30 protein-coding genes are annotated in these 25820 nt (G+C 41.6%); 7 read left to right on the top strand and 23 right to left on the bottom strand.

The window, feature by feature from the left end; translation table 11 throughout:
- Positions 1-261: 261 nt before the first annotated feature.
- Positions 262-1362 (top strand): mandelate racemase/muconate lactonizing enzyme family protein, encoded by a 1101-nt coding sequence (locus IGJ17_RS05065; RefSeq protein ID WP_086332136.1) that lies wholly within the window; start codon positions 262-264, stop codon positions 1360-1362.
- A 53-nt stretch (positions 1363-1415) separates the two neighbouring features.
- On the opposite strand, the gene IGJ17_RS05060 is transcribed toward IGJ17_RS05065, so the two are convergent.
- Together IGJ17_RS05060 and IGJ17_RS05055 are read right to left on the bottom strand one after the other, a co-directional pair.
- Positions 1416-2831 carry a glycoside hydrolase family 1 protein gene (locus tag IGJ17_RS05060; RefSeq protein ID WP_429961152.1) on the bottom strand — a complete coding sequence of 472 codons (1416 nt, stop codon included), beginning with the start codon at positions 2829-2831 and terminating at the stop codon, positions 1416-1418.
- 15 nt (positions 2832-2846) lie between these two features.
- On the bottom strand, positions 2847-4151 hold the full coding sequence (locus IGJ17_RS05055; RefSeq protein WP_061053887.1) for a PTS sugar transporter subunit IIC: 1305 nt from the start codon (positions 4149-4151) through the stop codon (positions 2847-2849).
- A 170-nt stretch (positions 4152-4321) separates the two neighbouring features.
- On the opposite strand from IGJ17_RS05055, the gene IGJ17_RS05050 reads away from it, so the two are divergent.
- The gene (locus IGJ17_RS05050; RefSeq protein WP_042890247.1) at positions 4322-5023 is read left to right on the top strand and encodes a GntR family transcriptional regulator; all 702 of its coding nucleotides are present in this window, start codon (positions 4322-4324) and stop codon (positions 5021-5023) included.
- Between the two features lie 49 nt (positions 5024-5072).
- Here the strand turns inward: IGJ17_RS05050 and IGJ17_RS05045 are convergent, their stop codons facing one another.
- From IGJ17_RS05045 to IGJ17_RS05030, 4 genes are all read right to left on the bottom strand, one after another.
- Positions 5073-5840 (bottom strand): serine hydrolase, encoded by a 768-nt coding sequence (locus IGJ17_RS05045; RefSeq protein ID WP_005237210.1) that lies wholly within the window; start codon positions 5838-5840, stop codon positions 5073-5075.
- Positions 5841-5876: 36 nt separating this feature from the next.
- Positions 5877-6788, bottom strand: coding sequence for an NlpC/P60 family protein (locus IGJ17_RS05040; RefSeq protein ID WP_429961151.1), 912 nt, complete (start codon positions 6786-6788; stop codon positions 5877-5879).
- 21 nt (positions 6789-6809) lie between these two features.
- Positions 6810-7883 (bottom strand): dipeptide epimerase, encoded by a 1074-nt coding sequence (locus IGJ17_RS05035; protein ID WP_086332134.1) that lies wholly within the window; start codon positions 7881-7883, stop codon positions 6810-6812.
- Between the two features lie 187 nt (positions 7884-8070).
- On the bottom strand, positions 8071-9732 hold the full coding sequence (locus IGJ17_RS05030; RefSeq protein ID WP_008377628.1) for a peptide ABC transporter substrate-binding protein: 1662 nt from the start codon (positions 9730-9732) through the stop codon (positions 8071-8073).
- A 709-nt stretch (positions 9733-10441) separates the two neighbouring features.
- Here IGJ17_RS05030 and IGJ17_RS05025 point away from each other — a divergent pair.
- Positions 10442-10780, top strand: a complete 339-nt coding sequence (locus IGJ17_RS05025) for an antibiotic biosynthesis monooxygenase family protein (protein WP_086332133.1) — start codon at positions 10442-10444, stop codon at positions 10778-10780.
- A gap of 81 nt (positions 10781-10861) precedes the next feature.
- On the opposite strand, the gene IGJ17_RS05020 is transcribed toward IGJ17_RS05025, so the two are convergent.
- From IGJ17_RS05020 to rpsP, 15 genes are all read right to left on the bottom strand, one after another.
- Entirely contained in the window at positions 10862-11635 is a 774-nt protein-coding gene (locus IGJ17_RS05020) for a hypothetical protein (protein ID WP_086332132.1), read from the bottom strand.
- Positions 11636-11803: 168 nt separating this feature from the next.
- On the bottom strand, positions 11804-12031 hold the full coding sequence (locus IGJ17_RS05015; protein ID WP_005237217.1) for a hypothetical protein: 228 nt from the start codon (positions 12029-12031) through the stop codon (positions 11804-11806).
- Positions 12032-12212: 181 nt separating this feature from the next.
- Positions 12213-12674, bottom strand: coding sequence for a GAF domain-containing protein (locus IGJ17_RS05010; RefSeq protein WP_086332131.1), 462 nt, complete (start codon positions 12672-12674; stop codon positions 12213-12215).
- A 166-nt stretch (positions 12675-12840) separates the two neighbouring features.
- Positions 12841-13491 carry an NAD(P)H-binding protein gene (locus tag IGJ17_RS05005; RefSeq protein WP_016613898.1) on the bottom strand — a complete coding sequence of 217 codons (651 nt, stop codon included), beginning with the start codon at positions 13489-13491 and terminating at the stop codon, positions 12841-12843.
- A 130-nt stretch (positions 13492-13621) separates the two neighbouring features.
- The gene (locus IGJ17_RS05000) at positions 13622-14053 is read right to left on the bottom strand and encodes an Rrf2 family transcriptional regulator (RefSeq protein WP_061053880.1); all 432 of its coding nucleotides are present in this window, start codon (positions 14051-14053) and stop codon (positions 13622-13624) included.
- Between the two features lie 192 nt (positions 14054-14245).
- Positions 14246-14650: a VOC family protein gene (locus IGJ17_RS04995; RefSeq protein WP_086332129.1), complete on the bottom strand. Its 405-nt coding sequence runs from the start codon at positions 14648-14650 to the stop codon at positions 14246-14248.
- Positions 14651-14917: 267 nt separating this feature from the next.
- Positions 14918-15637, bottom strand: a complete 720-nt coding sequence (locus tag IGJ17_RS04990; protein ID WP_176257029.1) for a helix-turn-helix domain-containing protein — start codon at positions 15635-15637, stop codon at positions 14918-14920.
- Positions 15638-15732: 95 nt separating this feature from the next.
- Positions 15733-16746 carry an alcohol dehydrogenase AdhP gene (adhP, locus tag IGJ17_RS04985; protein ID WP_008377614.1) on the bottom strand — a complete coding sequence of 338 codons (1014 nt, stop codon included), beginning with the start codon at positions 16744-16746 and terminating at the stop codon, positions 15733-15735.
- Positions 16747-17521: 775 nt separating this feature from the next.
- Positions 17522-17869, bottom strand: a complete 348-nt coding sequence (gene rplS, locus IGJ17_RS04980; protein WP_002357176.1) for a 50S ribosomal protein L19 — start codon at positions 17867-17869, stop codon at positions 17522-17524.
- A 166-nt stretch (positions 17870-18035) separates the two neighbouring features.
- Positions 18036-18782, bottom strand: a complete 747-nt coding sequence (trmD, locus tag IGJ17_RS04975; protein WP_005237230.1) for a tRNA (guanosine(37)-N1)-methyltransferase TrmD — start codon at positions 18780-18782, stop codon at positions 18036-18038.
- On the bottom strand, positions 18772-19296 hold the full coding sequence (gene rimM, locus IGJ17_RS04970) for a ribosome maturation factor RimM (RefSeq protein ID WP_005237231.1): 525 nt from the start codon (positions 19294-19296) through the stop codon (positions 18772-18774). The genes trmD and rimM overlap by 11 nt, the downstream gene beginning before the upstream one ends.
- A 155-nt stretch (positions 19297-19451) precedes the next feature.
- Positions 19452-20276: a hypothetical protein gene (locus IGJ17_RS04965; protein ID WP_034878719.1), complete on the bottom strand. Its 825-nt coding sequence runs from the start codon at positions 20274-20276 to the stop codon at positions 19452-19454.
- An 86-nt stretch (positions 20277-20362) separates the two neighbouring features.
- Positions 20363-20620, bottom strand: a complete 258-nt coding sequence (locus IGJ17_RS04960) for a hypothetical protein (protein WP_005228919.1) — start codon at positions 20618-20620, stop codon at positions 20363-20365.
- 112 nt (positions 20621-20732) lie between these two features.
- On the bottom strand, positions 20733-20978 hold the full coding sequence (locus IGJ17_RS04955; RefSeq protein ID WP_005228918.1) for a KH domain-containing protein: 246 nt from the start codon (positions 20976-20978) through the stop codon (positions 20733-20735).
- An 11-nt stretch (positions 20979-20989) separates the two neighbouring features.
- A complete protein-coding gene (rpsP, locus tag IGJ17_RS04950; RefSeq protein WP_005228917.1) occupies positions 20990-21265 on the bottom strand; it encodes a 30S ribosomal protein S16 in 276 nt (91 codons plus the stop codon).
- A gap of 254 nt (positions 21266-21519) precedes the next feature.
- On the opposite strand from rpsP, the gene IGJ17_RS04945 reads away from it, so the two are divergent.
- Positions 21520-22071: an NADPH-dependent FMN reductase gene (locus IGJ17_RS04945; RefSeq protein ID WP_016613846.1), complete on the top strand. Its 552-nt coding sequence runs from the start codon at positions 21520-21522 to the stop codon at positions 22069-22071.
- A gap of 83 nt (positions 22072-22154) precedes the next feature.
- Here the strand turns inward: IGJ17_RS04945 and IGJ17_RS04940 are convergent, their stop codons facing one another.
- On the bottom strand, positions 22155-22688 hold the full coding sequence (locus IGJ17_RS04940) for a dihydrofolate reductase family protein (RefSeq protein ID WP_005237235.1): 534 nt from the start codon (positions 22686-22688) through the stop codon (positions 22155-22157).
- Positions 22689-22694: 6 nt separating this feature from the next.
- Positions 22695-23273 (bottom strand): DNA-3-methyladenine glycosylase I, encoded by a 579-nt coding sequence (locus IGJ17_RS04935; RefSeq protein ID WP_016619836.1) that lies wholly within the window; start codon positions 23271-23273, stop codon positions 22695-22697.
- 100 nt (positions 23274-23373) lie between these two features.
- Between IGJ17_RS04935 and IGJ17_RS04930 the strand changes: the two genes are divergently transcribed.
- From IGJ17_RS04930 to IGJ17_RS04920, 3 genes are read left to right on the top strand one after another with little or no spacing between them, the layout of a single operon-like run.
- Positions 23374-23760, top strand: coding sequence for a GntR family transcriptional regulator (locus tag IGJ17_RS04930; protein WP_008377404.1), 387 nt, complete (start codon positions 23374-23376; stop codon positions 23758-23760).
- Positions 23757-24638: an ABC transporter ATP-binding protein gene (locus IGJ17_RS04925; protein ID WP_005237238.1), complete on the top strand. Its 882-nt coding sequence runs from the start codon at positions 23757-23759 to the stop codon at positions 24636-24638. Before IGJ17_RS04930 ends, IGJ17_RS04925 begins: the two co-directional genes overlap by 4 nt.
- 12 nt (positions 24639-24650) lie before the next feature.
- A complete protein-coding gene (locus IGJ17_RS04920; RefSeq protein ID WP_005237239.1) occupies positions 24651-25811 on the top strand; it encodes an ABC transporter permease in 1161 nt (386 codons plus the stop codon).
- Positions 25812-25820 lie beyond the last annotated feature (9 nt).

Below are 25820 nucleotides of genomic sequence, written 5' to 3'. Positions count from 1 at the left end.
AAACAAAATGCTATTTTGTGACAATTTATAGGGGTTTCACTTCATTTCTAGCTAATATTCCCTATATCTGTTTATATTCTAAATCGTTACGTGAAGCATCAGTTGATGAGATGCGATCCCTTCGATAGCGATCCTCCTTCTTTTAAAGTTTTGAATTTGAGGAAATTCAGCCTTGTCAATCTCGCATTCCCATGCTAACATGAATATGCAAACGTTAACATTAAAATGCACACGTGAACATTAGTTTGAGGAGGATTTTTAATGGCAAAAATTACAGATGTACAAACAGCGTATTATCGGATACCTCTTCCGGAAATCATGGAAGATGCGAAGCACGGCTTACACACCCACTTTGAAGTGCCTATCGTCAAGATCGTTACTGATGAGGGACGTGAAGGTGTGGGCTATACGTATTCTGGTGGCTTCGGTGGCGAATCGATTGCCAAACTGATCGACAAAGAACTAAAAGCAATCCTCTTAGGGAAAGATCCAGCATGTGTGGAGGCCTTGTGGGATCAGATGAACTGGGGCATTCACTATGTTGCCAGAGGCGGTTTAGCGAGTTTCGCCATTGCGGCTTGTGATATTGCCTTATGGGACTTACGCGCGAAAAAAGCACAAGAACCCCTCTACAAACTTTTAGGCGGCGCAAGTAACAAAGTCAAATGCTATGGTGGTGCGATCGATCTAAACTTTTCTCTTGAAAAACTCTTAGCCAATAATCAAAAATATTTAGACATGGGATTAAAAGCGGTCAAAATCAAATTGGGCCAAAAAACACTTGCCGAAGATATTGCTCGAATAAAAGCGGTCAGAGAATTGATTGGTCCCGATGTTGTCTTTATGGTGGATGCCAACATGAGCTGGTCTGTTGAAAAAGCGATCAAAGCCGCCAAACTGATGGCGCCTTATGACATTTTGTTCCTTGAAGAACCAACAATCCCCGAAGATTACGAAGGCTACGCTCGTATCGCTAAAGAAGGGCAAATTGCAGTCGCAGGCGGGGAAAACTTGCGCACCCCTATTGAGTTTGCTCATATGATCAAATATGGCAATGTCGATTTTCCACAACCCGACGCTTCCAATTGCGGTGGGATCACCGGCTGGTTGAAAATTGCTGCCTTAACACAAACAAGTAACTTATCTGTTTCTACACATGGCATGCAGGAATTACACGTCAGTCTACTGGCGGCGATGCCTAATGCTGGGTATCTTGAAATGCACAGTTTTCCAATCGATCAATACACCACGAGACCATTAGTGATCGATCCATCCGATGGCCGTGCGATTGCACCAGAAGAACCAGGGATTGGTGTCATATTTGACTGGGAGAAACTTGCTCCTCATAAACAACCCTTTTAACTGAAAACCCACGATTATTTCCTTTAGGATTAGGAAATAATCGTGGGTTTTTATTACAGAATCAATGGCTTTTCTTCAAATGGAAGCCACCGTTCATCAATAAGGGAACGATACCAAGCGGCTGATTTTTTTAATGACCGGGTCCGTTCTTCATTTAACTCAATTCGGACGAGACCATAGCGGTTCTTAAATGCATTCATAGGTGAAACACAATCGGTAAATGCCCAAAGCATATAGCCTTCGCAGTTGGCGCCTTCCTCGACGGCTTTTAGCAGCCAGTAAAGATGTTCGGTAATAAACTGAATCCGATAATCATCTTGGACTTGACCTGTGGCATCCATATACTGTTCTTCATTTTCCCGCCCCATACCATTTTCAGTGATCAGCCATGGAATATTGCCATAATTTTCTTTAAGATAATTAGCCATATCGTACATGACCTTCGGATAGATTTCCCAGCCACGGGAGTTATTCATTTGTTTTCCTGGCAAATCAAATGTCTCATAAAACATTTCTGGATGAAATGGTGTATCCGAATGCCATTGATATCGTGGTGCCCGCACGCGTTTCGGGTAGTACTGATTGACACCTAAGAAATCCACCGTATGGGTGCGGATCGTTTCCAAATCTTCTTCTGTCGGATCAAAGTAGATGTCATAGGTTTGGCAAAGTGTGATAAGTTCCTCTGGATAATGACCTTTGACCATTGGATCAAAAAAGATCCGGTTGAAAAAGAGATCATACATTTTTTGCGCTTTTTGATCCTCCGGTGAGGAAGAGCGTGCGTAAACCATTTCTGGATTTAGCACACAACCGATGCGCCCCTCGTAGCCCTTTTCATGATAGACAGCCACCGCTTGGGCGGACGCCAATACTTTGTGATAGTTCCAAAGCATCCATTTTTTTGTGTTTTGCTCATGGGGCCAGCGGATCGCATCGAGATAGCAACGAGTCTGAATAACGATCGGCTCATTGAAGGTAAACCACTGTTTGACTCGATCACCGAAACGCTCGAAGGCGATTTCGGCATAACGGGTATATAGATCGACCACTTTCCGCGAGCTCCAGCCATCATAGGCATCCATCAAACTAGCTGGCAGTTCATAATGTTCCAAACAAAGCATCGGTTCGACGCCAGCCGCAAGCAATTGGTCGATAAGCTGATCGATATGAGCAGCATAGTCTTCGTCAACGATCAGCTGTTCATGGTCGGTAAAGAAGCGCGCCCAGTTGATCGATGTTCGGTAATGGGTCAAATGAACCTCCTGCATCAGTTCAACATCCTCTGAAAACTTTTCCATAAAATTCGTCGCAACAGCCGGCCCGTAGCCATTATGCCAGACAAAGCGTTCTTCTTTGTACCAGCGGTCGAGATACGAATCTTGCCCTTCTTTCTTTCCTTGCCAGCCTTCTGTCTGCCAAGCAGACGAAGCAGCCCCTAAAATAAATGTTTCAGGTATTTTTACCATTTTTTTAAAACTCCTTTATGCAACTTCATTGGTCGTACGATTCATTACCAAAACAAAAGGTAGATAGATCAAAATCGCCACGACAATACAGATCACTTGCGTGATCACAGCCCCGATATCCCCAGCAGTAGCTAGATAAGCATTGACGATCGGTGGCATCGGCCATGGGACCATTACCACCGCTTTAGCGGCAAAGCCTAGACTTGTCGCCACGTACCCAATCGTTCCTGTTACTAACGGTGTCAGGATAAAGGGAATCGCCAAAATGGGATTCAGCATAATTGGCATTCCGAAGATCACTGGCTCATTGATATTGAAAATCCCAGGTGCTAATGACAATTTAGTGATTTGGCGCATGTCCTCCCGTTTACCGACGATCAAAATTGCAATCAGCAAACCAATCGTCACGCCAGAGCCGCCCATACTCATATACATATCCCAAAACGGCATCGTAATGATATTGGGTACTTCTTTCCCAGCTTCAAAAGCTTCCGTGTTGACGGCGATCGCTGCCAGCAACAATGGTTCTCGAATGGGTTTGACCATCTGGTTCCCATGAATCCCGATGACCCAAAAGACTTGTGCGATAAACATCAACAACAAGATGCCTGGTAAGCCTTGGACGATTCCTTCCAGTGGTCGTTGGACGACATTGTAGATGATATCGTAGGCATACATCCCTGTGAGTGCTTTGATAGCAAAACCAGCGGTGGCGATGATGGTCACGGTGAAAATCGTTGGAAACAATGCCGAAAAACTTGCCGAAACATTCCCTGGAACACTATCAGGCATCGTGATCTGCAGCCGTTTTTGTCTTCCTAGCCACGCATAAAGCTCGATGGAAACGATTGCAACGAACATGCCTAAAAATAGACCTTTCGTGTCCGTGTATTGCTTAGCCAGCACGTTTTCGGCAACCACCGTCGCATCTTCGTGCAAAAATTCAAAGATCATTGGATTAACAGAAAGATAAGACATCACGGCGATGATTCCTGGAAAGACCCCAGAAATCTTATTTAGTTTTGCTAGCTCAATCCCAATCAAAAACACTGCATAGATCGTTAAGAAACTCAATGTCACATAACTGACCGCAGATGAGATTGGTTTTAAACTTTCTAAAAAGCGCAGTACCTCGATTTGTGCCAATCCATTTTCAGCATCAAAAACCATTGCTGAAAACAATGTACCAAATGCCCCTGTAATGATTACTGGAATCAAAGCAGCAAAGGCATTTTTAATGACCATGATGTAGCGTAAATTGTTGATCCTGTTGGCAAATTTTCCCAAAACGTCAGCGAGTCGATCCATAAATCCTTGCATAAAACTCCCTCCTATACCTTATTCTTCAATTGATGGAAAACGATTACATTACAAATGTAATTCATTTATTGAAGAATGTAAACGCAGGAAAAGCCTTTAAAACAGGGTATGTAAAGCTCCACGTTTACATACTTCGTTTTATCACTTATTATTATTTTGAGGTGAAGCAAATGGCGAACTACCATGACATCGCTGCCGATTTACGGAGCAAAATCAATCACGGGTTTTACGAAGAAGAGAAAAAATTGCCGAAGCAATCCGAACTGGCTGCGGATTATCAAACGAGCCGCGTGACGATTCAAAAAGCATTGAATATTTTACAAATGGAAGGCATTATTTACGGTAAAAAAGGCACGGGTACGTTTATCAGGGATTCCTATTCAACCTTCGATTACAACGCCAAGATCAATCGCGGGCTGACCAAGCGCCTTGGAGAAACAGGAAAGATCACCAGCAAGATCATTTCTTTTGCCATTCTTTTTCCCGATGAGAAAGAACAAGAAAAACTAAACATTCGCAGTGACCAGCAAATTTATGATATCGTTCGTTTGCGTCTATTTGACGATATACCCGTTGTTTTAGAATATACCATCATGCCGCTTCATGTCATTCCTGGCATTACCGAAGAAGTCTTAGCCTCTTCCGTCTATAGCTACATCACGAACCAACTCCACTCCTCGATTGGAACATCTGTCCGTCGTATCAAAGCGGATCGTGCAGACACCTACGACCAGCAATACTTAGCTTGTGCTGCCACCGATCCCATTTTAGAAGTGGAACAAACGGTTTACCTCGGCGATGGGACGCCTTTTGAATTTTCCCAATCACGGCACCGCTATGATATGGGGGATTTTATTGTTGTAAATAATTAATACGCTGCGTATCGATCCTCACTCAGAGGCACTCGATACGCAGCGTATTTTACTTAAAATACTGCTGATAGACTGTTTGACCAATTTCTCTTAGCCAACTGATCCCTCGGCCACTACCGGCTTTATCATAGGAAAATGCCGCAATGATGATCGTCGTTTCATTGGCTTGTAAATATGCTACATCGTGTTCGATGCGGTCAAGACGACCTGTCTTATTAAAAATGCGGCAAGAAGGCTGCGCAGTTTCAGCAAAATTCCCCGCTAATCCATCTTGAAATTGCTGCTGATTTAAAGGTGAAAATCCTAGTGCAGCTTCTTCTCGTTCCACACACCTTAGTAGCAGTTTGGCAGCCACCGAGGGTGTCAAGCGGTTCTCTTTGTCTTTGATCGGTCGCATCATATACCGTTCAAATTGGATCTCCGGCTCCTGAATCCATGCCTGAAGCGTGGGCAACCCTACTAAGTCTAATAGTACATTGGTCGCAGTATTATCAGATACGGCGATCATTGCCGTGAGAAGTTCACTGATGGTCCAACCTTTCTTCTGAGGAAAAAGACGGATCACCCCAGCACCCCCTGTTAGATCAACAGGGCTCACACAAATTACCTGTTGGGGATCGATCTTTTTTTCGATGATTTGTTCAAGATAATACGCGTACAAAACAAGCTTACTAATACTCGCTGCCGAAAACGACTTTTGACCCTGATAGTCAACAAGACATTCCGTTGGCGTACCGATCCATACCCCCATTTCCAACGTTGCCTGGTAGTTTTTTAGAATAGGATCAATTGCTACACGCAAGTCATCTTTTCCCATCAAATGCCCCTTTCCTTACGATCATGAAAAGAATGTTCATGAGTATTCCTGTGATTCATTCGGCTGGTTTTGCCAATAACGCGCCACAACTGCGAGTTCTGGTTCATAATTAGAGCCAGTGATTTTGGTTTTCATGACCCGTGACCCAGGTGTTCTTGAATGAATCATTTCGTCATCCCCCAAATGTAGACCGACATGATGGACTTCGCCTTTTCCTTCTTCATAAGCAAACAACAGCAGATCCCCTGGTTGTGCCTGACTGTAAGGTACGATGTTTGCTTGTTGTGCTTGCTCGATCGTATCTCGGGGGATTAAAATACCATGAAGTCGATGCAGCGAATACATGAATCCAGAACAGTCAAAGCCACTGCCGCTAATGCCTGCCCAGACATAGGGCTGGTTTATAAATTGTTCTGCCAAGGCTATTATTTTTTCTGGGAGCTTTGCCCATGTGTCCGATAGGACGTGAGCAAAAGCTTTAGCGATCGTTGCTGGTCCATTAGGCGTAGCCACTTGATAGGAATCTGCGGTTTCCCCAACAAGTGGTAAAACTGTTCCAAAAGAAACAAGTCGTGTGGTCGAGTCAAAAACAAGCACGGCTTCTTTTGCAATCACACCAATCCTTCTTTTGGCTGTTGCATAGTCTGGTGACAATGGCTTCAATACCTCGTTCGGCAGATAACCCGGATACCCGAGTGGGTGTTTATTGCTTATTTGATCCAAGACGATCACATGGGACCAACCATCCGTTTGGGCGATGACTTCTACAATCGTCCCATATAATACTTCGGAGTCCACTAAGCTTTCCTGATAAAGCCGCATCGTATCTTCATCAGTCAAAAAAGTGTGCAGTGCTTCTAAAGGAAATGCTTTGATTTTTGCTAGTACTTTGTTTTCTTTGGGTTCCTTCCATAAGAAGGAAGAGCCAGCCTGAACAATTTGTTTCATCTTTGCTCCTCTCATAACTGTTTATTCGTTGATTCCTAGTCCGATGCGTTCGGTGACGCTCAAGCTTCCTGGACGCTGAAGAATCCCTTGCATTTCAGGGGAAGTCGTTTGGGTCTCCCACATAAAAGGAACATCCAGATCATAAAATTGGACATCCGCCATCCCCAAGGCAAAATGGGCGGCTGCAGCCATTCCCCCATACCCTTCAATCATCGAACCGACCATCACCGGCATTTGATGCTCTTTTGCCAATTGATAAATTTTTTGTCCCTCTTTGATCCCGCCGCTTTTCATCAATTTAATGTTCATATAATCGCAGCAGTTTTCAGCAATCAAACGTTTGGCATCCTCATAGGAAAAAAGACTTTCGTCTGCCATGATCGGAATCGTCGTCCGAGCAGTCACATAGCTGAGTCCAGCAAAATCATTGGCTTTGACGGGTTGCTCAACAAACTCGATCGGAATGTCTTGCCATTGGTCTAAAATCTGCACCGCTTCTTCTTTGGTCCAGCCTTGATTGGCATCAATTCGAAAGGGGATCTTTCCTGCCAAGCGTTCATTGATGCAGCGAATTTTCGCAACCTCCTCTTCGATCGCACCTACCCCTAGTTTGATTTTCAAGGAGCGAAATCCCGCCTGGACTTTCGCTTTGGCATCATGCAGCATCTGCTCCTGTGAACCAACACTGATCGTATAGTCGGTTGTCAGTGTATTGGCAGAACCACCTAAATAGCGGTAAAGAGGCAAGTTTGCCGCTTTTGCCAGTGCATCATGCAACGCGATATCAATCGCCGCTTTAGGGCTCGTATGATGCTGGATCAACGCATGAAGCTCATCCATTACCAGCAATTGGGCATCTACCTTTCTGCCTAACAGGAACGGGGCAAAGACAGTTTCGATATCTGTTAAAATACTTTCTTTTGTATCACCGGTGATCACTTCGGTAGGTGCTGCTTCTCCGATGCCAACGATCCCATTGTCAAAAGAAAGCAACACTCGAATCACTTCGACGGCGTGCACTTCTCTGAGCGCCGTTTTAAACGGTGCATTCAGCTGGATCGGAATTCGTTTGGTTTCAACTGCTGTGATTATCATTCATGTTCCCCCTAAAAAGAAAAGCCGTTCTTATCTAGCTGGAATGAATGATTCCTCTTCACTGCTAGATAAAGAACGGCTTTATTCCTTGTTCTCAAGTTGCTGAACGCTCGAATCGCGTTCTTCTTTTCTGCAGTACTGTTTGACTACGTCAGTCGGTAGATGTATGAAAAAATTGTTTTTTTACTTATTCTTCGACAAATACATTTTTATAATCATAGGCAGCACCGACACTATGAACGATAAGTCCTTTGATCTTTGATGACCGCAGATGTGCTTCTGCACTTTGGAAAAGCGGTATAACACCCAAATCTTCATTTAAGATTTTTTCTGCTTCCACCATATTTTCCCAACGGGCTTCTGGGTCGTTGGCATTTTCATTGGATGCTTGTTCGATCAATTGGTCGTAGTCATCATTTAGCCATTTCCCACGATTGTAGGAACTGTCTTTTTTGAACAATTCCAAAAAGTTGATTGGATCTGCATAGTCTCCGATCCAGTTGTTCATGACCATCTCAAAATCGCCGCTATTTGAACGATCCAAGCGCACAGAAAAAGGAACGTTTGTGACTTCGACAGTCAATCCATCCAATGTTTGCTGCAAGGTTCCTTGAATGTATTCCGCCATTTTTTTCGATTGGTCGGTATCTGAGGTCAGCAACTCGAAAGACAACGTATCGATCCCCAGCTCAGCTTTGGCCTTTTCCCAATACTCTTGGGCTTTTTCTTCGTCATAGTCTAACGTCGTTGCCGCATCCTTAACAAAGTCAGCTTTTGTCTCTGGATTGAAGGCTAGGTCAGAAGGAACAAAACCGACAGCCGGTAACGAGCCGTTGCCTAAAATATTGTCAACGATTTGTTGTCGATTCATACTATACGAAATGGCTTGCCGCAGATTCGTATTTCGAAAAGGCGAATCTTCTGGTGCTTGATTCATTTCTAAATACTGAGTGGTTGCACTAGGCTGAACAATGTAATCAGCATGGTTCACATTCTGCATCGCCAATTCACCGCTCAAGATAATGTCATCGGCTTGTCCGCTTTCGTACAAGTTATAAGCAGTCGATGAGTCTTTCACGACATCAAAATTAACTTTTTCAAGTTTAACTGAATCGGCATCCCAATAATCCGGATTTTTTTCCAATGACCACTGGATGTCGGTGCCTGGGCCTGCATAATTGGTCAATAGGAATGGTCCATTGTACGCCGCGTTTTCACTTGTTAAGGCGTATTGATCACCAAATTCCTCCACGACACGTTCATTTTGTGGGAAAAAGGTTGGAAAAGCCAGTAAAGATAAAAAGTAAGGCGTCGGTTTTTCTAACGTGATTGTCAATTCATGGTCATTGACTGCTTCGATTCCTAACTCGCTTTTATCCAGCGTGCCATCTGAAATAGCCGACGCATTTTTAATGGGTGCCAGCATATAGGCATAATTAGAAGCTGTAGCTGGATCAACCGTTCGCTGCCAACTGAAAACATAATCAGCCGCTGTAACTGGATCACCATTCGACCATTTTGCCTCTTCTCGCAGTGAAATGGTGTAGGTCAGCCCATCTTCACTAACTTCAGCGTCTTCACTTGCCCCAGCAATCATGGGAACATTTTTCTCATCCAAGCGATAAAGGCCTTCATAGGCATTGTTCAGAGTAATAAAGCTATAAGAGTCGGTTGCTAAAGAAATATCGGCACTGCCCATCTCCGCCGAAAATTGCACATTGATCACTTGCTCTGCGGAAGAAGCTGCTGATGAATCCGTCTCGTTTTCTTGATTGCCATTTTGACAAGCTGCTAAAAAAAAGCTGCTTAGTAACACAAGCGATACTGCATATTTGCTGCGTTTCCCCATTTCTACTCATCCCCTTCTAACATTCAGATAATTCAAAAAATTCTGTTTGTTGTACCGAGTTTACCGCATGTTTATGCAGCCTGTCAATTTAACACGACCAAAAAATGTAAGAGGTTACATAGTTGTGTCAGAAGTTCTCTTCTGAATGTTAAAATTAGAAAAGAGCGACTTTATGCTAAATATCGTTGAAAGGAGTAGTTCCAAGAAACCACACAAAAAAGTTCTGATCTCCTAGCGATCAGAACTTTGGCTGCTCTCTTATACATCATTTCGAAGAAAAATGGATAAAAAAACTCCCACTATTTTCCTAACATTTCGCAAAAAAAAGAAGACACAAATTTTGTCTTCATAGTGCTTTCTCAGAACCTTCCCACTTTTTCGGCTTTCACCTCAAGGAACAAAAGAAATCTCCTCAGAAAGTAAAATAAACGTATCTATTTTAAAATGAGAGTGGTACACTAAACAAACGAAGAGTACTGCACGTGAGAAAAGAAAGACTTCCCCAAGTATCCATTTTCTCCAATACTCTTCGGACTCTTCAGTACGTATATTAATTATACGTACTTTTTTCATTTGTTCAAGGCTTTTGAGGAATTTGATCAAAAAATGACTATCGATAAAAAGCTTACAAGATTCCATAGCTAATTGACAATCATTCTCAATTAGCGCTATACTAAACCAAATCGTCCCGAGTCAAAGGAGGAATTTCATGTATATCCGTACCGTTGCTTTTGAAGTCATTCCAGAAGGAAAAGAACTCTTTCTTGCTAAAATGAAAAAAGATACCGCCTCAATGAAAACATTTGCTGGCTGTCACTCTGCTGAAGCTTGGTTTTCAGAATCAAAAGACAGCCTCGTTTTCCAGTTGGTGTCAAAATGGACCGAGAAAAAAGCCTTTCAAGCTTGGTTAAAACGTCCCGAACATTTGCAAAAGCACCGAGAGGCGTATCGAGCAGAAAAAGAAGGAACTGCAAAACCGAACCTTGTTTTGTCCAAGACCGGTCAAGAATTTGTCTTGATCAATGAAGAACCTACTACTCCTATTTAATGAAAAGAACACCTCTCAAACGCTCAAAGATTGATCGAGCATTTTGAGAGGCGCTTTTTTCTTCTGTGCTTCTTGGTAATTCTACTCCACCGTTCGCTCGTTCAAGGTTCTTCCTTGCTGATCTTTTAATTGCAGCCAACCATTGGTGCCCCCATAGTAAAGAAACATTCCTACCTCGTTGACACTTTTTAATACAACGTCTTCAATCGTGTGTCCCTCTTTGATCGCCGCTTGGTTTTCTTGCCGAATTTTTTCCGCTAAACGAGCAGAAAAACCAACCGATCCGTCTTTATTCAAGGGAATCTCTTGACTCAAAATTGCGCCTTTTTCAATTCGAACCTCGTTGCGTTTTTGCCAATAGACCCTTGCTTTACTCCCTTGATAGTCAACCATGAAGGGTTCATCTTGTAATTCTTTTGACCATTTGTGTCTTGGTTTGCCCCCTTTTTTTGCCTCTTTTGTCGTCTTTTTGCTCGTAGATCCATAGCCAAGAAAATCGATAAAACGATCAAATGGTTTTGCGCTAGCAGCAATGGTTTGCTGCAACTCTTGTGGGATGCCGATGGATGCTTTGGACCCACTAGTTAACTGATATTGTTCTTGATAATAGGCTGCTAAATAAGGAGCCATGATCTCCCAAGATGGTGTGAGGATCATCAAGCGGTCGTATTCTAGCTTGTCGTCAAAGGCTTTATCGTCTGCTACTGAGAAAATTTGGCCGTCTTTGATAAAAAATAGCACAGTATTTTCTTTGACTTGTGCTAGACTTCCCTTAACAATTTGCAGTTGGCCTGCTTCATTCGGCCATTCAAAAAGCAACTGCTGCTCCTCAACGATCGTCTTTTTTAGTTCCATCCTAATCCCTGCTTTCTGTTGTTTTCTCGCCTATTATAGCACTTCTTTTGCTAGATACCTGAGTTTAAGAATCAAAAAAGAGACTGCTTCTGAGAAACAGTCTCTTTTTAAGGGAATTAGTTTACATGCATGGTTTCATTTTATTTTGATTGGTTGATTACCAATGGATCAGCTAAAAAAGCACTCAACTAGCGCTGGTTGATAGATCTCATTGTATTTTGCAACTACTCGTCCGCAACGTTCTTCGATGTCTTCATGATCGATCCCATCGTACCGGATCACATTTAATACGACACATCGTTCCATTTTTCTGACCACTTCACCAATCACGCGGCTTTGTAAGCCGACTGGTTTACATTCATATGCTTTACCTAATACAATTGTTTCTGCTTCCATAATTCTCTCCTTAAAAACTCATTTTTCTAATTGTATTATCATATTATCATCTAATTTTAATTAAATAAAGTAATATGCCCGACATTTTTAAATAATAACTAAAAAAAGCGTTCATTATTCAATGAACGCCCCACTTAAAAACATTATGTTGTTTTATAGTTAAAATTAAAAAACAAGTACTTTATTGACGACTTGCTACCAATAAAGCAGCAAATTCTTCCAGATATTTCTGATCGATCGCATCATAGCTGTTCGCTTTTCCACTATCGATATCCAGCACTCCAAGCAACTGATCATCAACCACCATGGGAACTACGATTTCAGACATCGCTGCTGAGTCACAAGAAATATAATTTTCATGTTCTTTGACATTGGGTACGATCAATGTGGTTTTTTTCTCTGCTGATTCCCCACAAACCCCTTTGCCTAATGTGATTCTGGTGCAAGAGACTCTTCCTTGGAATGGACCTAAAATCAGCTCGCCTTCTTCAAACAAATAATAGCCGGCAAACACTGTATCTTCCAATGTTTCATTCAGTAAAGCAGAAGAGTTGGCTAGGTTGGCGATCCAATTACTCTCCGCTTCTAGCAACCCTTTTAATTGCAGAAGCATCAATTCATACGCTTCGATTTTTTTATTCATTTTATCACCTCTGTCCTTGATTATAAGCAAAGACAGAGGATTTGTCTTGTCTAAATTATTGGGTATTGGAAACAAAAATTGTGAAAAAAGAAGTTGCCTGAAACAGTCTACTTGCCAACCTATGCAGCTATCGATTCTGATCGATTGGGTCAATCATTTGTTGAACCTACTCTGCATCAATCACAGTAAAACGAGTATTTTCATGTTGCACTGTTTCAATTTCATCAAGAATTGCTTTGGCTAACGTACCGCTGGAAGTTACTGATTTCTTTTGGTCGTTGAAAAGCAAGTGATCTTTGCCTAAAATCGCTGGTTTAGCTGGTCCCTCTTGAAATAGATTTCCTGGAGAAATCCCGACCCAATGAACATTTTTGACGGTTTCTAAAAAGAGATATTCATCTAACTGATTTTCTGGGATCGCGATCCAGCTTTCACTTCCTGGGGCTTTTTTCAATTCGGTAAGATTGCGTTCACCCGCTTCATTGAACAAGCTGCCAGCTCCTAAAATGAAGAACAAGCGCGTGTTCTTTTCTCGAAACAAATGAACCAATTTTGCTGCCAGATCCACATGCAAGTACGCTTGGTCAGGACTTGTCGCAAACGCATCGACCAACACATCAAATCCGTCGAGGTCTTCTTCTGTTAACGAAAAAGCATCTTTTGTAAGTGTTTTGACTGTATCACCAAATTGTTCTTTGGCTTTAACTTCATTTCTAACAATAGCAGTCACTTCATGTCCTCGCTGTACTGCTTCTTGATAAATAGCTGAACCTGCATTTCCTGTTGCGCCAATAACACCGATTTTCATGATAATCATCCTTCCTCATCTTTTGTTTGACTAAAACAGTTGTTACTAATCAAGTTACAACTAGAGTATAAAAGAAACTTTCTTTCCTGTCAAGAAATTGCTTAGCAGGTGAAAGTTCTTTTTACTGTGTTGTGTCCGTTCAATCTACTTGATCGGCCTCCCCTTGAATGCCTTCAATGATTGATTGCAGCGAGATGGCGCTCATCTCTTGCTCGATTTTCTTTTGCAGCACATCATAGGTTTCTTCTAATACCCCTTGGATATTCCCCCCAATCAAGCAGTTGGGATTGGTTTTTTTGTCTGCATGTAAAAGATGGTGGTCTTTTTCAACACTCGCATAAATGTCCAACAAAGAAATCTCGTTTGGTTCCTTCGTTAGTTTAGGGTTTGGTTTTCCTCTTTGGCTTTCGATCAACCCAGCAACCCGTAGATCACTCATAATCCGACGAACATAAGCCGGATTCGTTTCAACACTCTGGGCGATCCGATCACTTGATAAATCAGTTCCTTTAAAGAGGTGGATATAAGCGAGGATGTGAATGGCGTCGCTGTATTTGGTTGAGTATTTCACTTCGTCTCCACTCCTTTTTCTTGTATCATACCTCTTTTTTAGCATTTAGACAAAGGGGACTGACCAATCTTACAAAACTCGAGGATCCCGTCAAGAAAAAGCAGCCCTCAAAAAGTTAGTACAAAAGCCTAACTTCTTGAGGGAACTGCATCCTGAACCACTTTTTTACTTTTTATTTAAACAATCACTTTGCTAATAGCCATTCATCCATGCTGATTCAAGCTGATTGCCGTCGGGATCAACGATTTCATAGCCGACCATCATATCCTCTGGAATCCCCATATCAACTTGGAACGATTGGCCACCATTTGCTTCTGCAATCTTTGCAAAATTCTTCGCTTCTTCTGGCGTATCAAAGCTAAACGCGATCAATGCACTACTCGTGTTCTTCGTATCCCCAATACGTCTGCCATTCAGAAACTGTTGATAAAACTCATGTTCTAACAACATCACCCAAATCGATTCACTCCAAACCATTCCGCTGCTAGTCTCGTTTGAGAACTCTTCATTTTTGACAAATCCCAACGCTTCATAAAAGGAGGTTGCACGTTTGATATCAGTGACAGGCAAATTTATAAACACCATTTTATTCGCCATTTTCTTGCCTCTTTTCTTTGATAAGTTGTATTGATGAATCCGCTCTCATTATAGCATCTATCGTTGGATTCACAAAAACATCAGACCTTATCCTACGCCGTTGGTTTCTATCAGCTCATTCAAAACTCGTTTTTCCAAGCAAAAAAACCTTTTCATGAAAGGCCTTTTGCTTTTATCATCTATGGAAAAGTAACCAGATACGCATCACATAGAAGTCATTTTTTCGCTAATCAATTCAACTGCAAGCTGATCTGTTTTTTTCAATACTTAAAGCTCAAGTCTTGAATCGATCACGGTAGCTTTCCCACGATAAATTTTCCGATACTCTTTTGGCGTATAAGTAGTTGCTTTTTTAAATTTCTTACTAAAATAATTTGGATCATTGAATCCTGCTCTGACAGAGATTTCACTGATTGATCGATCACTTGTTGATAGTTCTTTTTTGGCAACTTCAATACGATAAATCATCAAGTACAATGAAAAGGTCATTCCTAATGTATTCTTGATCAAACGACTGGTGTGATACCGGCTTAAATGCAGGTGATCTGCTAAAGTATCTAACGTAATATGTTCTCTATAATTTTCATGAATATAGCGCAATATCTTATGTCTTAAAGAAAGCGAAGGAGAAGCCTCATTATTTTTCTCGATGTGTAGCAAGGAAATCTGATTGATGGATTGAATTCCCCGATCCAATGCATAAACAAAATCATTTGTGATCGGTTCGACCAAGTAATCAATCAAGCCGTAACGCAACGCTTTTTGAGCGATAGCAAAACTTTCTACAGCAGAATACAAAATTGCTTTTGCATTAGGGCAAAATGAAAGCAATACTTTATATAATTCAAAAGAGTCCTCTTCGCCATCCGCATTAATCACTGCAATTTCAACCGGCTGCTCAAGACAGGTACGCTGAAGCGCTTTTTTTGAACAAACCGTCGGAAGCAAGATGACATTCGGAAAATGACGATCGATCAAACGAATCATATCGTTAACTGCTCCATGCTCTTTGCTATCAATGATCAATAAGTTACACACGAAATCTTCTCCTTCGTTTAAAATTCACCCGTTGGTTTTTCTATTTATTTCTCTTGAAAATCAATGACCATTCGCCCTTTGATTTTTCCTGAAAGCATTTCATCAAAAATATCATTGATCTCTTCTAACTGACGCATGACAACTTTAGGAACGACTTTTCCTTCAGCTGCGAATTGGAAAGCTTCTGCTAAATCAGTCCGTGTTCCAACAAGGGAACCGACGATTTTAATACCGTCCAATACAAGTCGAGGAATGTTCAAGTCCATGCTTTCTGGTGGAAGACCAACCGCTACAATCGTACCGCCCGCACGAACGGCATCGACAGCAGAATTGAAGGCTGCTTTTGAAACAGCTGTTACTACAGCTGCATGTGCGCCGCCGGTTGCTTCTTGAATAATTTTTGCCGCATCTTCTTTCGCAGGATTGATCACAAGGTCAGCGCCATGATCTCTTGCAAAGTCCAATTGTTTCTCGTTGATATCAATCCCAATCACTTTTGCATTAAAGACATTTTTTGCATATTGCAAGGCTAGGTTTCCTAATCCTCCTAAACCATAAATCGCGATCCATTGACCTGGTTTAATGTCAGAAACTTTTACCGCTTTATATGTGGTTACACCTGCACAAGTAATGCTGCTGGCTTCAGCAGAACCTAAGCCCTCTGGTACCTTCACTGCATAGTCAGCTACAACGATACACTCTTCAGCCATACCGCCATCTACAGAATATCCGGCGTTTCTAACGGAACGGCATAATGATTCATTCCCGTTCACACAGTATTCGCATGATCCACAGCTTTCATATAACCAAGCGACACTTGCACGGTCACCGATTGCTAGAGAAGTAACATCATCACCGATCGCGACCACTCTACCGATTCCCTCGTGTCCAAGTACGATTCCAGATGCATCTCCGAAGTCACCATCTTTTACATGCAAGTCCGTATGGCAGACACCACAACACTCCATTTTCAATAATGCTTCATTCGGACGAAGCGCTCTCAATTCTTTTTCCTCAATTTTTACAACCTTATCGTTTGATACTACAGCTGCTTTCATAAAGACACCTCTTTCAATTCATTTAAATAAAGAACTTTCTTTTATTTGTGAAGTAATTAACTAACACGAAGAGGTCAGCAATAGCTAGATAAAAGAAAGTTCCCTATCGAGAAGGTTACCATAGAAACCATCAAAAAAAGGGGAATATATTGCTTTTTTTCTGTAATCATTTATGAGAAAAAAATAATGAAATAATTCAAGTTTTTTTCTTAGATTTCAAATTCCATAAACTACAAGGACTAAAAAAACGAAAAAAAATCATCATATAAATAACAAAAGTTTTAATAAAACCTATCAAGAGGAAATTACATAAACATGTAATCTTGGTCTTCCCCATTATTCTCTAATCCTTTTTTTATCAATTCGGTGATTTACGATTTATTTTCTTTCAGGCACTGAGTTTCATATTGGTATTTAACGTGATGTCCCTCATCAGTGTTTTCCTAACAATTTTCACTCCCTTTTTCTCCTTCTCTGCACATAAAAGCAAATAATGCTGAAAGGTGATCGATCAAACAATCTTCAACCTGCAATCTGTCACTATCGGATAGCCGATAAATGACCACAAAAAGTTTCAGTCGATGGCATTGTGTTTCACTCAGACGACTGTTCCCATCAAAATACAAGTTTACCCAGTGGTATGCAGTAATGATCCCCTCCTATTCTTATAGTCGTTTCATGATTTTATCACAACGAATAGAAAGTTTTTGTCACCTCAGACAAAAGAAAAAAGCCCTTGAAATCAAGGGCTTTTGCTTCATCTGATAATAAATGATTAACGACGAATTTCTTTGATACGAGCTGCTTTTCCGTGTAATGCACGTAAGTAGTACAATTTTGCACGACGTACTTTACCGTAACGAACAACTTCGATTTGTGCAACACGTGGTGTGTGCAATGGGAAGGTACGTTCAACACCTACACCGTTTGATACTTTACGAACTGTATAAGTTTCGCTGATACCAGCACCGCGGCGTTTGATGACAACACCTTCAAATAACTGGATACGTTCGCGAGTTCCTTCGACAACTTTCGCGTGAACGCGAACAGTGTCCCCAGGACGGAAAGCTGGGATGTCAGTACGTAATTGTTCTTGAGTTAGTTCTTGAATCAATGGATTCATGTTTATCATTCTCCTTATTCCCAAACATTCTTAAAGCATGAAAGCTCCAGCGGAACATCGTAATAGTTGAGTTTACACTCACTGAAACATCTTACCACAGTCGACCACAGGCTGTAAAGAGAATTTTCTTGTCATCGCGCAGAATATCAAAAAAACTGGCACTATTTTAGTTGCCAGCTTTCGCTTCTTCTTCAATTTCTTTTAAAAGCTTCTGCATTTCTTCCGTCAACGGATAATTTTCTAGCATATCAGGTCGGCGCTGAAAGGTGCGGCGCAATGATTCTTTTAATTGCCACTGCTCGATCAATTTATGATTGCCATTCATCAAAACTTCTGGTACTTTCATGCCTTTAAACTCTGCTGGGCGTGTATATTGCGGATGTTCTAATAAACCAGTGGAATGAGAATCGGTTTGTGCGGAGGTTTGATTGCCTAAAACTTCTGGTAATAGTCTGACCGTCGCATCGATCATGACCATTGCACCCAATTCGCCGCCAGTCAAGACGTAATCTCCCAGTGACACTTCATCAGTGACCAATGAACGGATTCGTTCATCGTATCCTTCATAATGACCACAAATGAAGACGAGGTGCTCTTCGGTAGAAAATTCTTCTGCCATCTTTTGATCAAAAGGTTTCCCCGCTGGGTCTAAAAGGATCACGCGTTTCTTCGTTTCTGGTGCTGCTTCTTCGATCGCTTTGATATTGTCATAGACAGGTTGGACTTTTAATAACATTCCTGCTCCGCCACCATAAGGATAGTCATCCACTGTTTGATGTTTGTTGTCGGAATAGTCACGGAAATTTGAGACGTTGATTTCTAACAGTCCCTTTTCCCTTGCTTTGCCAATGATCGATTCTCCTAGAGGACCTTCGAACATTCGCGGAAATAGTGTCAATACATCAATTCTCATCGTCTAACAACCCCTCTGGGATTTCCACAGTGACCTGACCATTTTCAAGATCGATCGTGTGGACAACCGACTCGATATAAGGAATCAAGGCATCCTTCTTCCCTTTTCGTTGAACGACCCAAACGTCATTGGCACCTGGTGAAAGGATCTCTTTGACTTTACCAATGATTGTGCCATCTTCTTCGACGACTTCCAGACCAATAATTTCATGGTAGTAAAACTCATTTTCTGCTAAATCCACCAAATCATCCTTGGTAACTTTTAAAATGCCGTTACGAAACGGTTCAACATCGTTAATATTGGGATAGCCCTCAAACGTCACTAAATCAAAGTTTTTGTGTTTGCGATGACCTGAAACAATCAATGTTATTGGCTCTTTATTTTCACGAAAAAGTGTCAATTCGGCCCCTTTACGGTAGCGTTCTTCTGGAAAATCCGTTTGTGATATCACACGTACTTCTCCACGGATTCCATGTGTATTGACGATTTTTCCTACGTTTAAATATTCTGTCACGTTCGTTCCCCATTTCTTCTAACTTCTGTTCTATTTTAGCATAGCAAAGTAGCGAATTCTAGCCGTTTCCTAGCGCCCCATGTTTTCCTCAAAATCATCGCGCGAAAAATGCCCCTTCGACGCTTGATCAAAGGGGCATTGTCCTAATATGAACCTTATTGATTCATAGAAACGGCCATTTTCAATGCTGAACGTGCATCTTGATGTTGCACCGTTCGAAGGGTCTTTTCTTGTTGCCAAACCACTGTAGTTGCTGTATGGTCATTTTTTCCCATATCGATAGTGATTTGACCGACCTCAGGCGCTGGGAGCATAGCTTCTTCCAGATACGCTACCACTTCTTTGGCAACCGGAACTGGATCTTGTTCCTCTTGATTGACTGCTCGAACAGTCAATGACCAATTTCCTTCTTGCCAGCTCAAATAACTGGAGCCAGCAGCTCCTTGCATATGCCCAGTAATGCCATATCCGAGATCAACGGCTTGTCCGCCATCATCAGCTGTTACATTGACCGCTGCAGCAGCTTCATCCGCTGATTGATAGTCTTTTGATTGAAAAGCAGCAATCGGTGTTTCCTCGTTCAAAGCCTTGTCATTGAGAGGCAGCTGCTTATCAAGTCCATAATAAAGAATCGAAGCATCGGACTGACTGCCAGCTGTGGCCGCATTCAACACTTTACCTGAAGCAAGTGGAATGTCCTTGGGCAAGACAAGATCAGGGAATGCCGCTTGTATTTGAGCGTAGATATCTGCAGTACTATTCGTGTTTGAAGAATCCCTAGAAGCCGCCTGACTAGAAGACGTACTTGATTGACTTGTTTCTGATTGACTACTTGCTTGCGTTTGGGTACTTTCCACCATACTCGTCGCTGTTGTTTCGGCACTACTGGCTTGACTGGTTTCTGGTTCCTGTTGATTATTGCAGCCAGCTAAGGCGCCCATCGTCAGCAGCGTAACGAATAATCCTAGTTCTTTTTTCATGATGTTCCCCTCCTTATACAAAGAATACCCCTCAATAAAAAAAATGACAAACAAGTCAGATTGTCTGTCATTTTTTTGTTGATTTTTTAAAGATTTGTCACCCAATTTTGCAGTGATTGAAAGCCATCCTTGATCCATTGCCAAACTTGATTGGCGATCGTCGATAGGTCGCCCCAACGAAAGTTTTGTGTCCATTGGTTCAATTGCGTCATGATCTCCTCACGATAGACCCAAATTAAAAAGAGCAACAACAAGATCCCTAGCGTTCGCCAAAGAAAAGAACCAATTTTATAAATAAAGACGAGGATCAAAAGAACGACGATCCATGCGATTAGTTGAGACATACAAGCACCTCCTCCTTTTGATTATCTCAAAACCACCTTTTTTTGTCCTCCATCTTAAGCATGAATTTTACAAAAAAAGCATTCCTCAAAGAGAAATGCTTTTCATTCTTGCTTATTTACCATCAATGATATTCAAACGAACTTTTTTTGGTCCATTTGTCCGTACACTGTAAACGATTGTTCGAATTGCTTTGGCAACCCGACCTTGTTTACCGATGATACGACCAATATCCTCTGGTGCCACAGTAAGATTATATTCCAAGAAATCATCTGACTCTACCAGCTCAAGCTTGATATCCTCAGGTTTGGTAACAAGTGGTGAAACGATCGTTAAGACTAATTCTTGCAAATCTTTCATCCAAAGTCACCTTATTTCTTAGTGAATTTTGCTTCGTGGTGTTTTTTCATAACGCCTTCTTTAGAAAGGATGTTACGAACTGTATCTGAAGGTTGCGCACCTTTAGATAACCAATCAAGAACTAAATCTTCTTTGATTGTCACTTCAGCTGGGTCTAGTAAAGGATTGTAAGTACCAACTGTTTCGATGAAACGTCCGTCACGAGGAGAACGTGAATCTGCTACGACGATACGGTAAAAAGGTTTCTTTTTAGAACCCATGCGTTTTAAACGAATTTTTACTGCCATTATTTACACCTCCATTGATTTAATCACAAGAGCTAGTTTAACAGGTTTTTCCGATGGTGTAAAGAGTTTTTTCTTTACAGCTAAAAAAAGTTTCTTCTTTCTTATTTTCTAAGCATGGTTATCTTTTGCCAGAATGAATCAGGACGCGTATCATTAGTAATAGAGAAACTTTTTAAAGTCAAATCGTTTTATTTGCACCATCCACTTACTTTTGGTAAGCTTAATGAGTAGAAAACAACAAGGAGGAAATTTACATGACAAAAAAAATTGGTTTTATCGTCGGCAGTTTACGGGAAGGATCATTTAATAAACTCGTAGCGAAAAAATTCGCATCATTATTACCAGAAGGTTTTGAAGCATCTTTCATCGAAATCGGCAACTTGCCTTTTTACAATGAAGATTTGGAAGTTGAAGGAAAAGTTCCTGCTGAATGGACAGCATTTCGGGAAGCATTAAGCGCCGTTGACGGGGTCTTCTTCTTTACACCAGAATACAATCGTTCTGTTCCTGCAGCATTGAAAAATGCATTAGATGTTGGTTCTCGTCCTTACGGTGCTAGCAGTTGGGGTGGCAAACCAGCTTTGGTTGTCAGCGTTTCTCCAGGAGCGATCGCTGGGTTTGGTGCAAACCATCACCTACGTCAATCATTAGTCTTTTTGGATATGCCTACTCTACAACAACCAGAAGCCTATATCGGTGGAATCACCAACTTGATTGATGAAAACAACGAAATCAACCCAGATACAGTAAGCTTCTTTGAAACGATCATTGCAAAATATATTGAACTCTTTCAACGATTCAACTAATTAAGAATCCAAACAAAAAGACCAAGAAACTCGGCACTGAGTTTCTTGGTCTTTTTACTGTGAAGAATAATCGTTTGCGCTTTTTACTCGCTGCCTGACACAGACTTTCGGACAAAATGAAGTTCTGTCAGTTCCCCCATCTGTTTTGTTTCAACAAACGTCAAGCGTCTCGCATAATCCCCCGGTTCAAACAGTCGCTTGCCCTCTCCTAAAAACACCGGCGCGATTTGAATAAACCATTCATCGATCAAATCAGCTTCCAGCAATGGTTTTAATAAGGAACCCCCACCTACTACCCATACGTTTTCCTCTTGTTTTAATGCTGAAACAAATGCAACTGGATCCGTTGACACTAGGGTTGCATCCGGCAGCGGCTCTTTTCGGGTACGAGAAAAAACATAGTTGGTCTTTTCAGGATATAGCAGTCCATCATCCATCAGTTTTTTTGCTTCTTGATAGGTCTTTCTTCCCATCACGGTCGCGTCGATGGTTGCAAAAAATGCTTCATAGGTCGTTGCAACACCGGTATCAGTTTGAAACAGCCAGTCCAGTTGATCCTCCATACCTGCTAAATAGCCATCGAGGCTGATTGCACCATAAAATACCACTTTTCCCAATTAGGCTCACTCCTTTATTTTTACGATTGCTTCTGACCTTCGACAAACACAAGTGACTAAGTGATCATTAACCATGCCGACCGCTTCCATAAACGCGTAAATAGTTGTCGTTCCGACAAATTTAAAGCCTCGCTTTTTCAAGTCTTTTGCTAGCTGATCGGAGATTTCCGAATGGGTCGGTACATCGGATTGCTGCTGAAATTCATTGATGACTGGCTCATGATTGACATATCGCCACAAGAATGCGGAGAAACTGCCGTATTCTTGCTGGATTTTTAAAACTTCTTGGGCATTGATGATCGCTGCTTCAATCTTTCGTCGATTGCGAATGATTCCTGGATTCATCATCAGTTCTTCCACTTTTTCTTCCGTATAGTTCGCTACTTTTATGATATTAAACTGATCGTATGCTGCATCGAAATTCGCCATCTTGTTTAAAATCGTTTGCCAGCTCAATCCTGCTTGATTCATATCTAACACCAGTTTTCGAAACAACTGCTGATCCTCATACTCAGGTTTTCCCCATACCGTATCATGATACTCCTGCATTGCTGGTGTACTGTTGGCCCATTCACATCGCTCCATTGTCCTCATCAGCTCCTTTTTGTTTATTTTATCATAAATGACTTTACTTCCACCAGTGTACTACGTATACTAGTACACATAAATGAAAGGAGCTGATTTTGTGGTTCGCATTAACAAAGCCAGCAGCAAACCTTACTATGAGCAATTGGTTTTAAGTATCAAAGAAGATATTCTGAACGGTGTTCTAACCGCCGGAGACCAAGTACCTTCGGTTCGTGAAATGGCCAAGCGCCTGTTGATGAATCCAAATACCGTCAGCAAAGCCTACAAAGTATTGGAAAATGAGCAAGTACTTGTCACCATCAAAGGAAAAGGCACCTTTGTGAAAGTTACTGAGGATCTGCCACGCGATGAGATTCGGATCTTACAAGTGAAAGAACGTTTGAAAGAATTGGTGATCGAAGCACGCCATTTACAGATCAGCATGCGTGAGCTGAGCGATTGGATGAATGGCTTTGAACAAGAGTTAGGAGGCGATCCACAGTGAAGATCGAGCATGTGACCAAGAAAATGGAACAAACAATTGTCTTAGAAAACGTGAACTTCTCTTTGGAAAAAGGAGAACTCGTAGGATTAATCGGCCGCAATGGTTCTGGGAAAACCACGTTGTTTCGGACGATTGCTGGGCATTATTTACTAGATGATGGGGAGATTTCCATCGATAACCAACGCCTGGATCAGCACCCGCAATTAAAAGAACAACTTTTTTATATTGATGAAAAAGAAAACTTTCTTTCGGCCTACTCTTTGAAAAAGCTCAATCAATTTTATCGGCTTGCTTATCCAAATTTCGATCAAAATCTTTACTTAGAATTGATGCAAAGTCACGGTCTTCCTCTGACGCTTTCCTACCGACGGATGTCAAAAGGTATGCAAGGTCTTTATAAAATGATTCTTGCGATTGCCTCAAATGCGACGTTCTTACTGTTAGACGAACCTTTTGATGGGCTTGATGTGATCGTCCGTAAAAAAGTGATTGGATTATTGCTGGAAAGCCTCAGCGAGTCGAATCGTACCGCCTTAATCGCTTCTCATAATCTAAATGAATTAGAACATATTATTGATCGTGCCTTGTTGATCAAAGGGAAAACGATTGAAGGAGACTACCGTTTGGAAACGATTCGCGAACAATCTCGCAAACTCCAACTCGTCTTTCGCAGCAAACAGATTCCTCCCCTTATCAAGCAGCACTCCAAGCTGATTCAAAAACAAGGTCGAGTCTTGACTGCTTTGTTTGACAATTACACAGAGGAGCTGGCGGCTGAGATCCAGCAACTTGATCCTTTGGTTTTCGAAGAATTACCTTTGACTTTGGAAGATCTGTTTGAAGCAAATTTACGACAAGAAGCATTGGTGGAAGGATAGAGGTGGAAAACGATGTTAAGCAATATATTTAAAGAACGCTACGGTAAGCTGTTGATCGGTTTTTGTTTTGTCGTGCTCTTCATGTATCTTAGTGCTGGCTGGCAATCACAAAATTCTTGGCACCAGCAAGAACGTTATTTGGCATCTGAGGAATTTATCAAAGATTTTAACGAAAATCGAGAATACTATGTCAAAAGCTACAACGGTGAAACCCCGGTTTACTTTGATTCGGCAGCAGAGTACCGCGATGCGGTATTGACAATCAACAAAGAGTACTCAGATGATTTTTATTACAATCGCCCGTATATGACCACCATGAATCAATTTGTGATTGTCTTCCTGTTTATTTGGGGCTTTTTGTCCTTTTTTGTCGATGGCCGCACCAATTTCAATCGCTTTTTATTTGCTTTACCCTTTAGCAGAAAGCACGTCTTTCGCAAGAAACTGCTTTTTATCGGCTTACCCTTGACCGCTTGTTTAGTGTTGGGCCTGTTAGGTCATATCCTGATCGAATACACAATGATCCCGGCTCGCTATCTCGCTGTGCCGCTTCAAGACGTGCTGCTTTCCGCCCTTAGTACTTTGGCAACGAATCTACTAGTATTTGCTGTCGGCATCTTGTTGGGCGTTTTACTGGGGAATCTGTTTACTGGCGTGCTGTCGGTGTTCTTCACTCTTTCTCTAGGAACAATGGGGTATAGCTTTTTCCAATGTACCCGCGAGTTTTTTAGTTTTGTATTTCTTGGTCATGGGGATTTTCTGCTTCCTTTTCAAACGTGGATCGATTGGCCGCAAGGATATGTCTATCCTTGGTGGCTACTGCTCCTTTACCTCGGTTTGAGCGGCTTGCTGATTCTTGCTGCCGAAAAAGTGTTCTCGAAAATTTCTTTAGAAAATGACGGTGATTATTTAACGATCCCTAAATTGCGCGCCCCGGTTTATTGGCTGCTTTCTTTAGGAACCTGGTTCTATCTATCCATGATTTCTTATTACCCGCTAGAAATTTTTTACCGTGATCTCTATGAGGGGTATGATGTCAGTCTTTGGAACATCATCCTTCGGCTTGGCTTGTTGCTGGTTGCTTGCTTATTCATCAGTTTATTGCTTGTCTATCCTAAAGCACTGATGAATTGGTGGTACAAACGAAAAAACAAACAGGTCAGCAATATTTAAAAAAGCGTC

This window comes from Enterococcus sp. DIV1096b (assembly GCF_050498765.1).
GTDB classification, from domain to species: domain Bacteria; phylum Bacillota; class Bacilli; order Lactobacillales; family Enterococcaceae; genus Enterococcus_D; species Enterococcus_D entomosocium.
The sequence above is the reverse complement of the archived record's forward strand: the minus strand, read 5'-3'. Positions and strand labels throughout refer to the sequence as shown.

Excerpts from the sequence above, each read along its gene's own strand:
- IGJ17_RS05050 (WP_042890247.1), top strand. The coding sequence starts at position 4,322 with ATGGCGAACTACCATGACATCGCTGCCGATTTACGGAGCAAAATCAAT.
- IGJ17_RS04935 (WP_016619836.1), bottom strand. The coding sequence starts at position 23,273 with ATGGAGCGATGTGAATGGGCCAACAGTACACCAGCAATGCAGGAGTAT.
- IGJ17_RS04965 (WP_034878719.1), bottom strand. The coding sequence starts at position 20,276 with ATGAAAAAAGAACTAGGATTATTCGTTACGCTGCTGACGATGGGCGCC.
- IGJ17_RS05025 (WP_086332133.1), top strand. The coding sequence starts at position 10,442 with ATGTATATCCGTACCGTTGCTTTTGAAGTCATTCCAGAAGGAAAAGAA.
- IGJ17_RS05065 (WP_086332136.1), top strand. The coding sequence starts at position 262 with ATGGCAAAAATTACAGATGTACAAACAGCGTATTATCGGATACCTCTT.
- IGJ17_RS05045 (WP_005237210.1), bottom strand. The coding sequence starts at position 5,840 with ATGGGAAAAGATGACTTGCGTGTAGCAATTGATCCTATTCTAAAAAAC.
- IGJ17_RS05030 (WP_008377628.1), bottom strand. The coding sequence starts at position 9,732 with ATGGGGAAACGCAGCAAATATGCAGTATCGCTTGTGTTACTAAGCAGC.
- IGJ17_RS05005 (WP_016613898.1), bottom strand. The coding sequence starts at position 13,491 with ATGATTATCATGAAAATCGGTGTTATTGGCGCAACAGGAAATGCAGGT.
- adhP (WP_008377614.1), bottom strand. The coding sequence starts at position 16,746 with ATGAAAGCAGCTGTAGTATCAAACGATAAGGTTGTAAAAATTGAGGAA.
- IGJ17_RS04990 (WP_176257029.1), bottom strand. The coding sequence starts at position 15,637 with ATGATTCGTTTGATCGATCGTCATTTTCCGAATGTCATCTTGCTTCCG.
- rplS (WP_002357176.1), bottom strand. The coding sequence starts at position 17,869 with ATGAATCCATTGATTCAAGAACTAACTCAAGAACAATTACGTACTGAC.
- IGJ17_RS05060 (WP_429961152.1), bottom strand. The coding sequence starts at position 2,831 with ATGGTAAAAATACCTGAAACATTTATTTTAGGGGCTGCTTCGTCTGCT.
- IGJ17_RS04955 (WP_005228918.1), bottom strand. The coding sequence starts at position 20,978 with ATGAAAGATTTGCAAGAATTAGTCTTAACGATCGTTTCACCACTTGTT.
- IGJ17_RS05020 (WP_086332132.1), bottom strand. The coding sequence starts at position 11,635 with ATGGAACTAAAAAAGACGATCGTTGAGGAGCAGCAGTTGCTTTTTGAA.
- IGJ17_RS04945 (WP_016613846.1), top strand. The coding sequence starts at position 21,520 with ATGACAAAAAAAATTGGTTTTATCGTCGGCAGTTTACGGGAAGGATCA.
- trmD (WP_005237230.1), bottom strand. The coding sequence starts at position 18,782 with ATGAGAATTGATGTATTGACACTATTTCCGCGAATGTTCGAAGGTCCT.
- IGJ17_RS05010 (WP_086332131.1), bottom strand. The coding sequence starts at position 12,674 with ATGAATAAAAAAATCGAAGCGTATGAATTGATGCTTCTGCAATTAAAA.
- IGJ17_RS05015 (WP_005237217.1), bottom strand. The coding sequence starts at position 12,031 with ATGGAAGCAGAAACAATTGTATTAGGTAAAGCATATGAATGTAAACCA.
- IGJ17_RS04920 (WP_005237239.1), top strand. The coding sequence starts at position 24,651 with ATGTTAAGCAATATATTTAAAGAACGCTACGGTAAGCTGTTGATCGGT.
- IGJ17_RS05040 (WP_429961151.1), bottom strand. The coding sequence starts at position 6,788 with ATGAAACAAATTGTTCAGGCTGGCTCTTCCTTCTTATGGAAGGAACCC.
- IGJ17_RS05055 (WP_061053887.1), bottom strand. The coding sequence starts at position 4,151 with ATGCAAGGATTTATGGATCGACTCGCTGACGTTTTGGGAAAATTTGCC.
- IGJ17_RS04995 (WP_086332129.1), bottom strand. The coding sequence starts at position 14,650 with ATGGCGAATAAAATGGTGTTTATAAATTTGCCTGTCACTGATATCAAA.
- IGJ17_RS05035 (WP_086332134.1), bottom strand. The coding sequence starts at position 7,883 with ATGATAATCACAGCAGTTGAAACCAAACGAATTCCGATCCAGCTGAAT.
- IGJ17_RS04960 (WP_005228919.1), bottom strand. The coding sequence starts at position 20,620 with ATGTCTCAACTAATCGCATGGATCGTCGTTCTTTTGATCCTCGTCTTT.
- rpsP (WP_005228917.1), bottom strand. The coding sequence starts at position 21,265 with ATGGCAGTAAAAATTCGTTTAAAACGCATGGGTTCTAAAAAGAAACCT.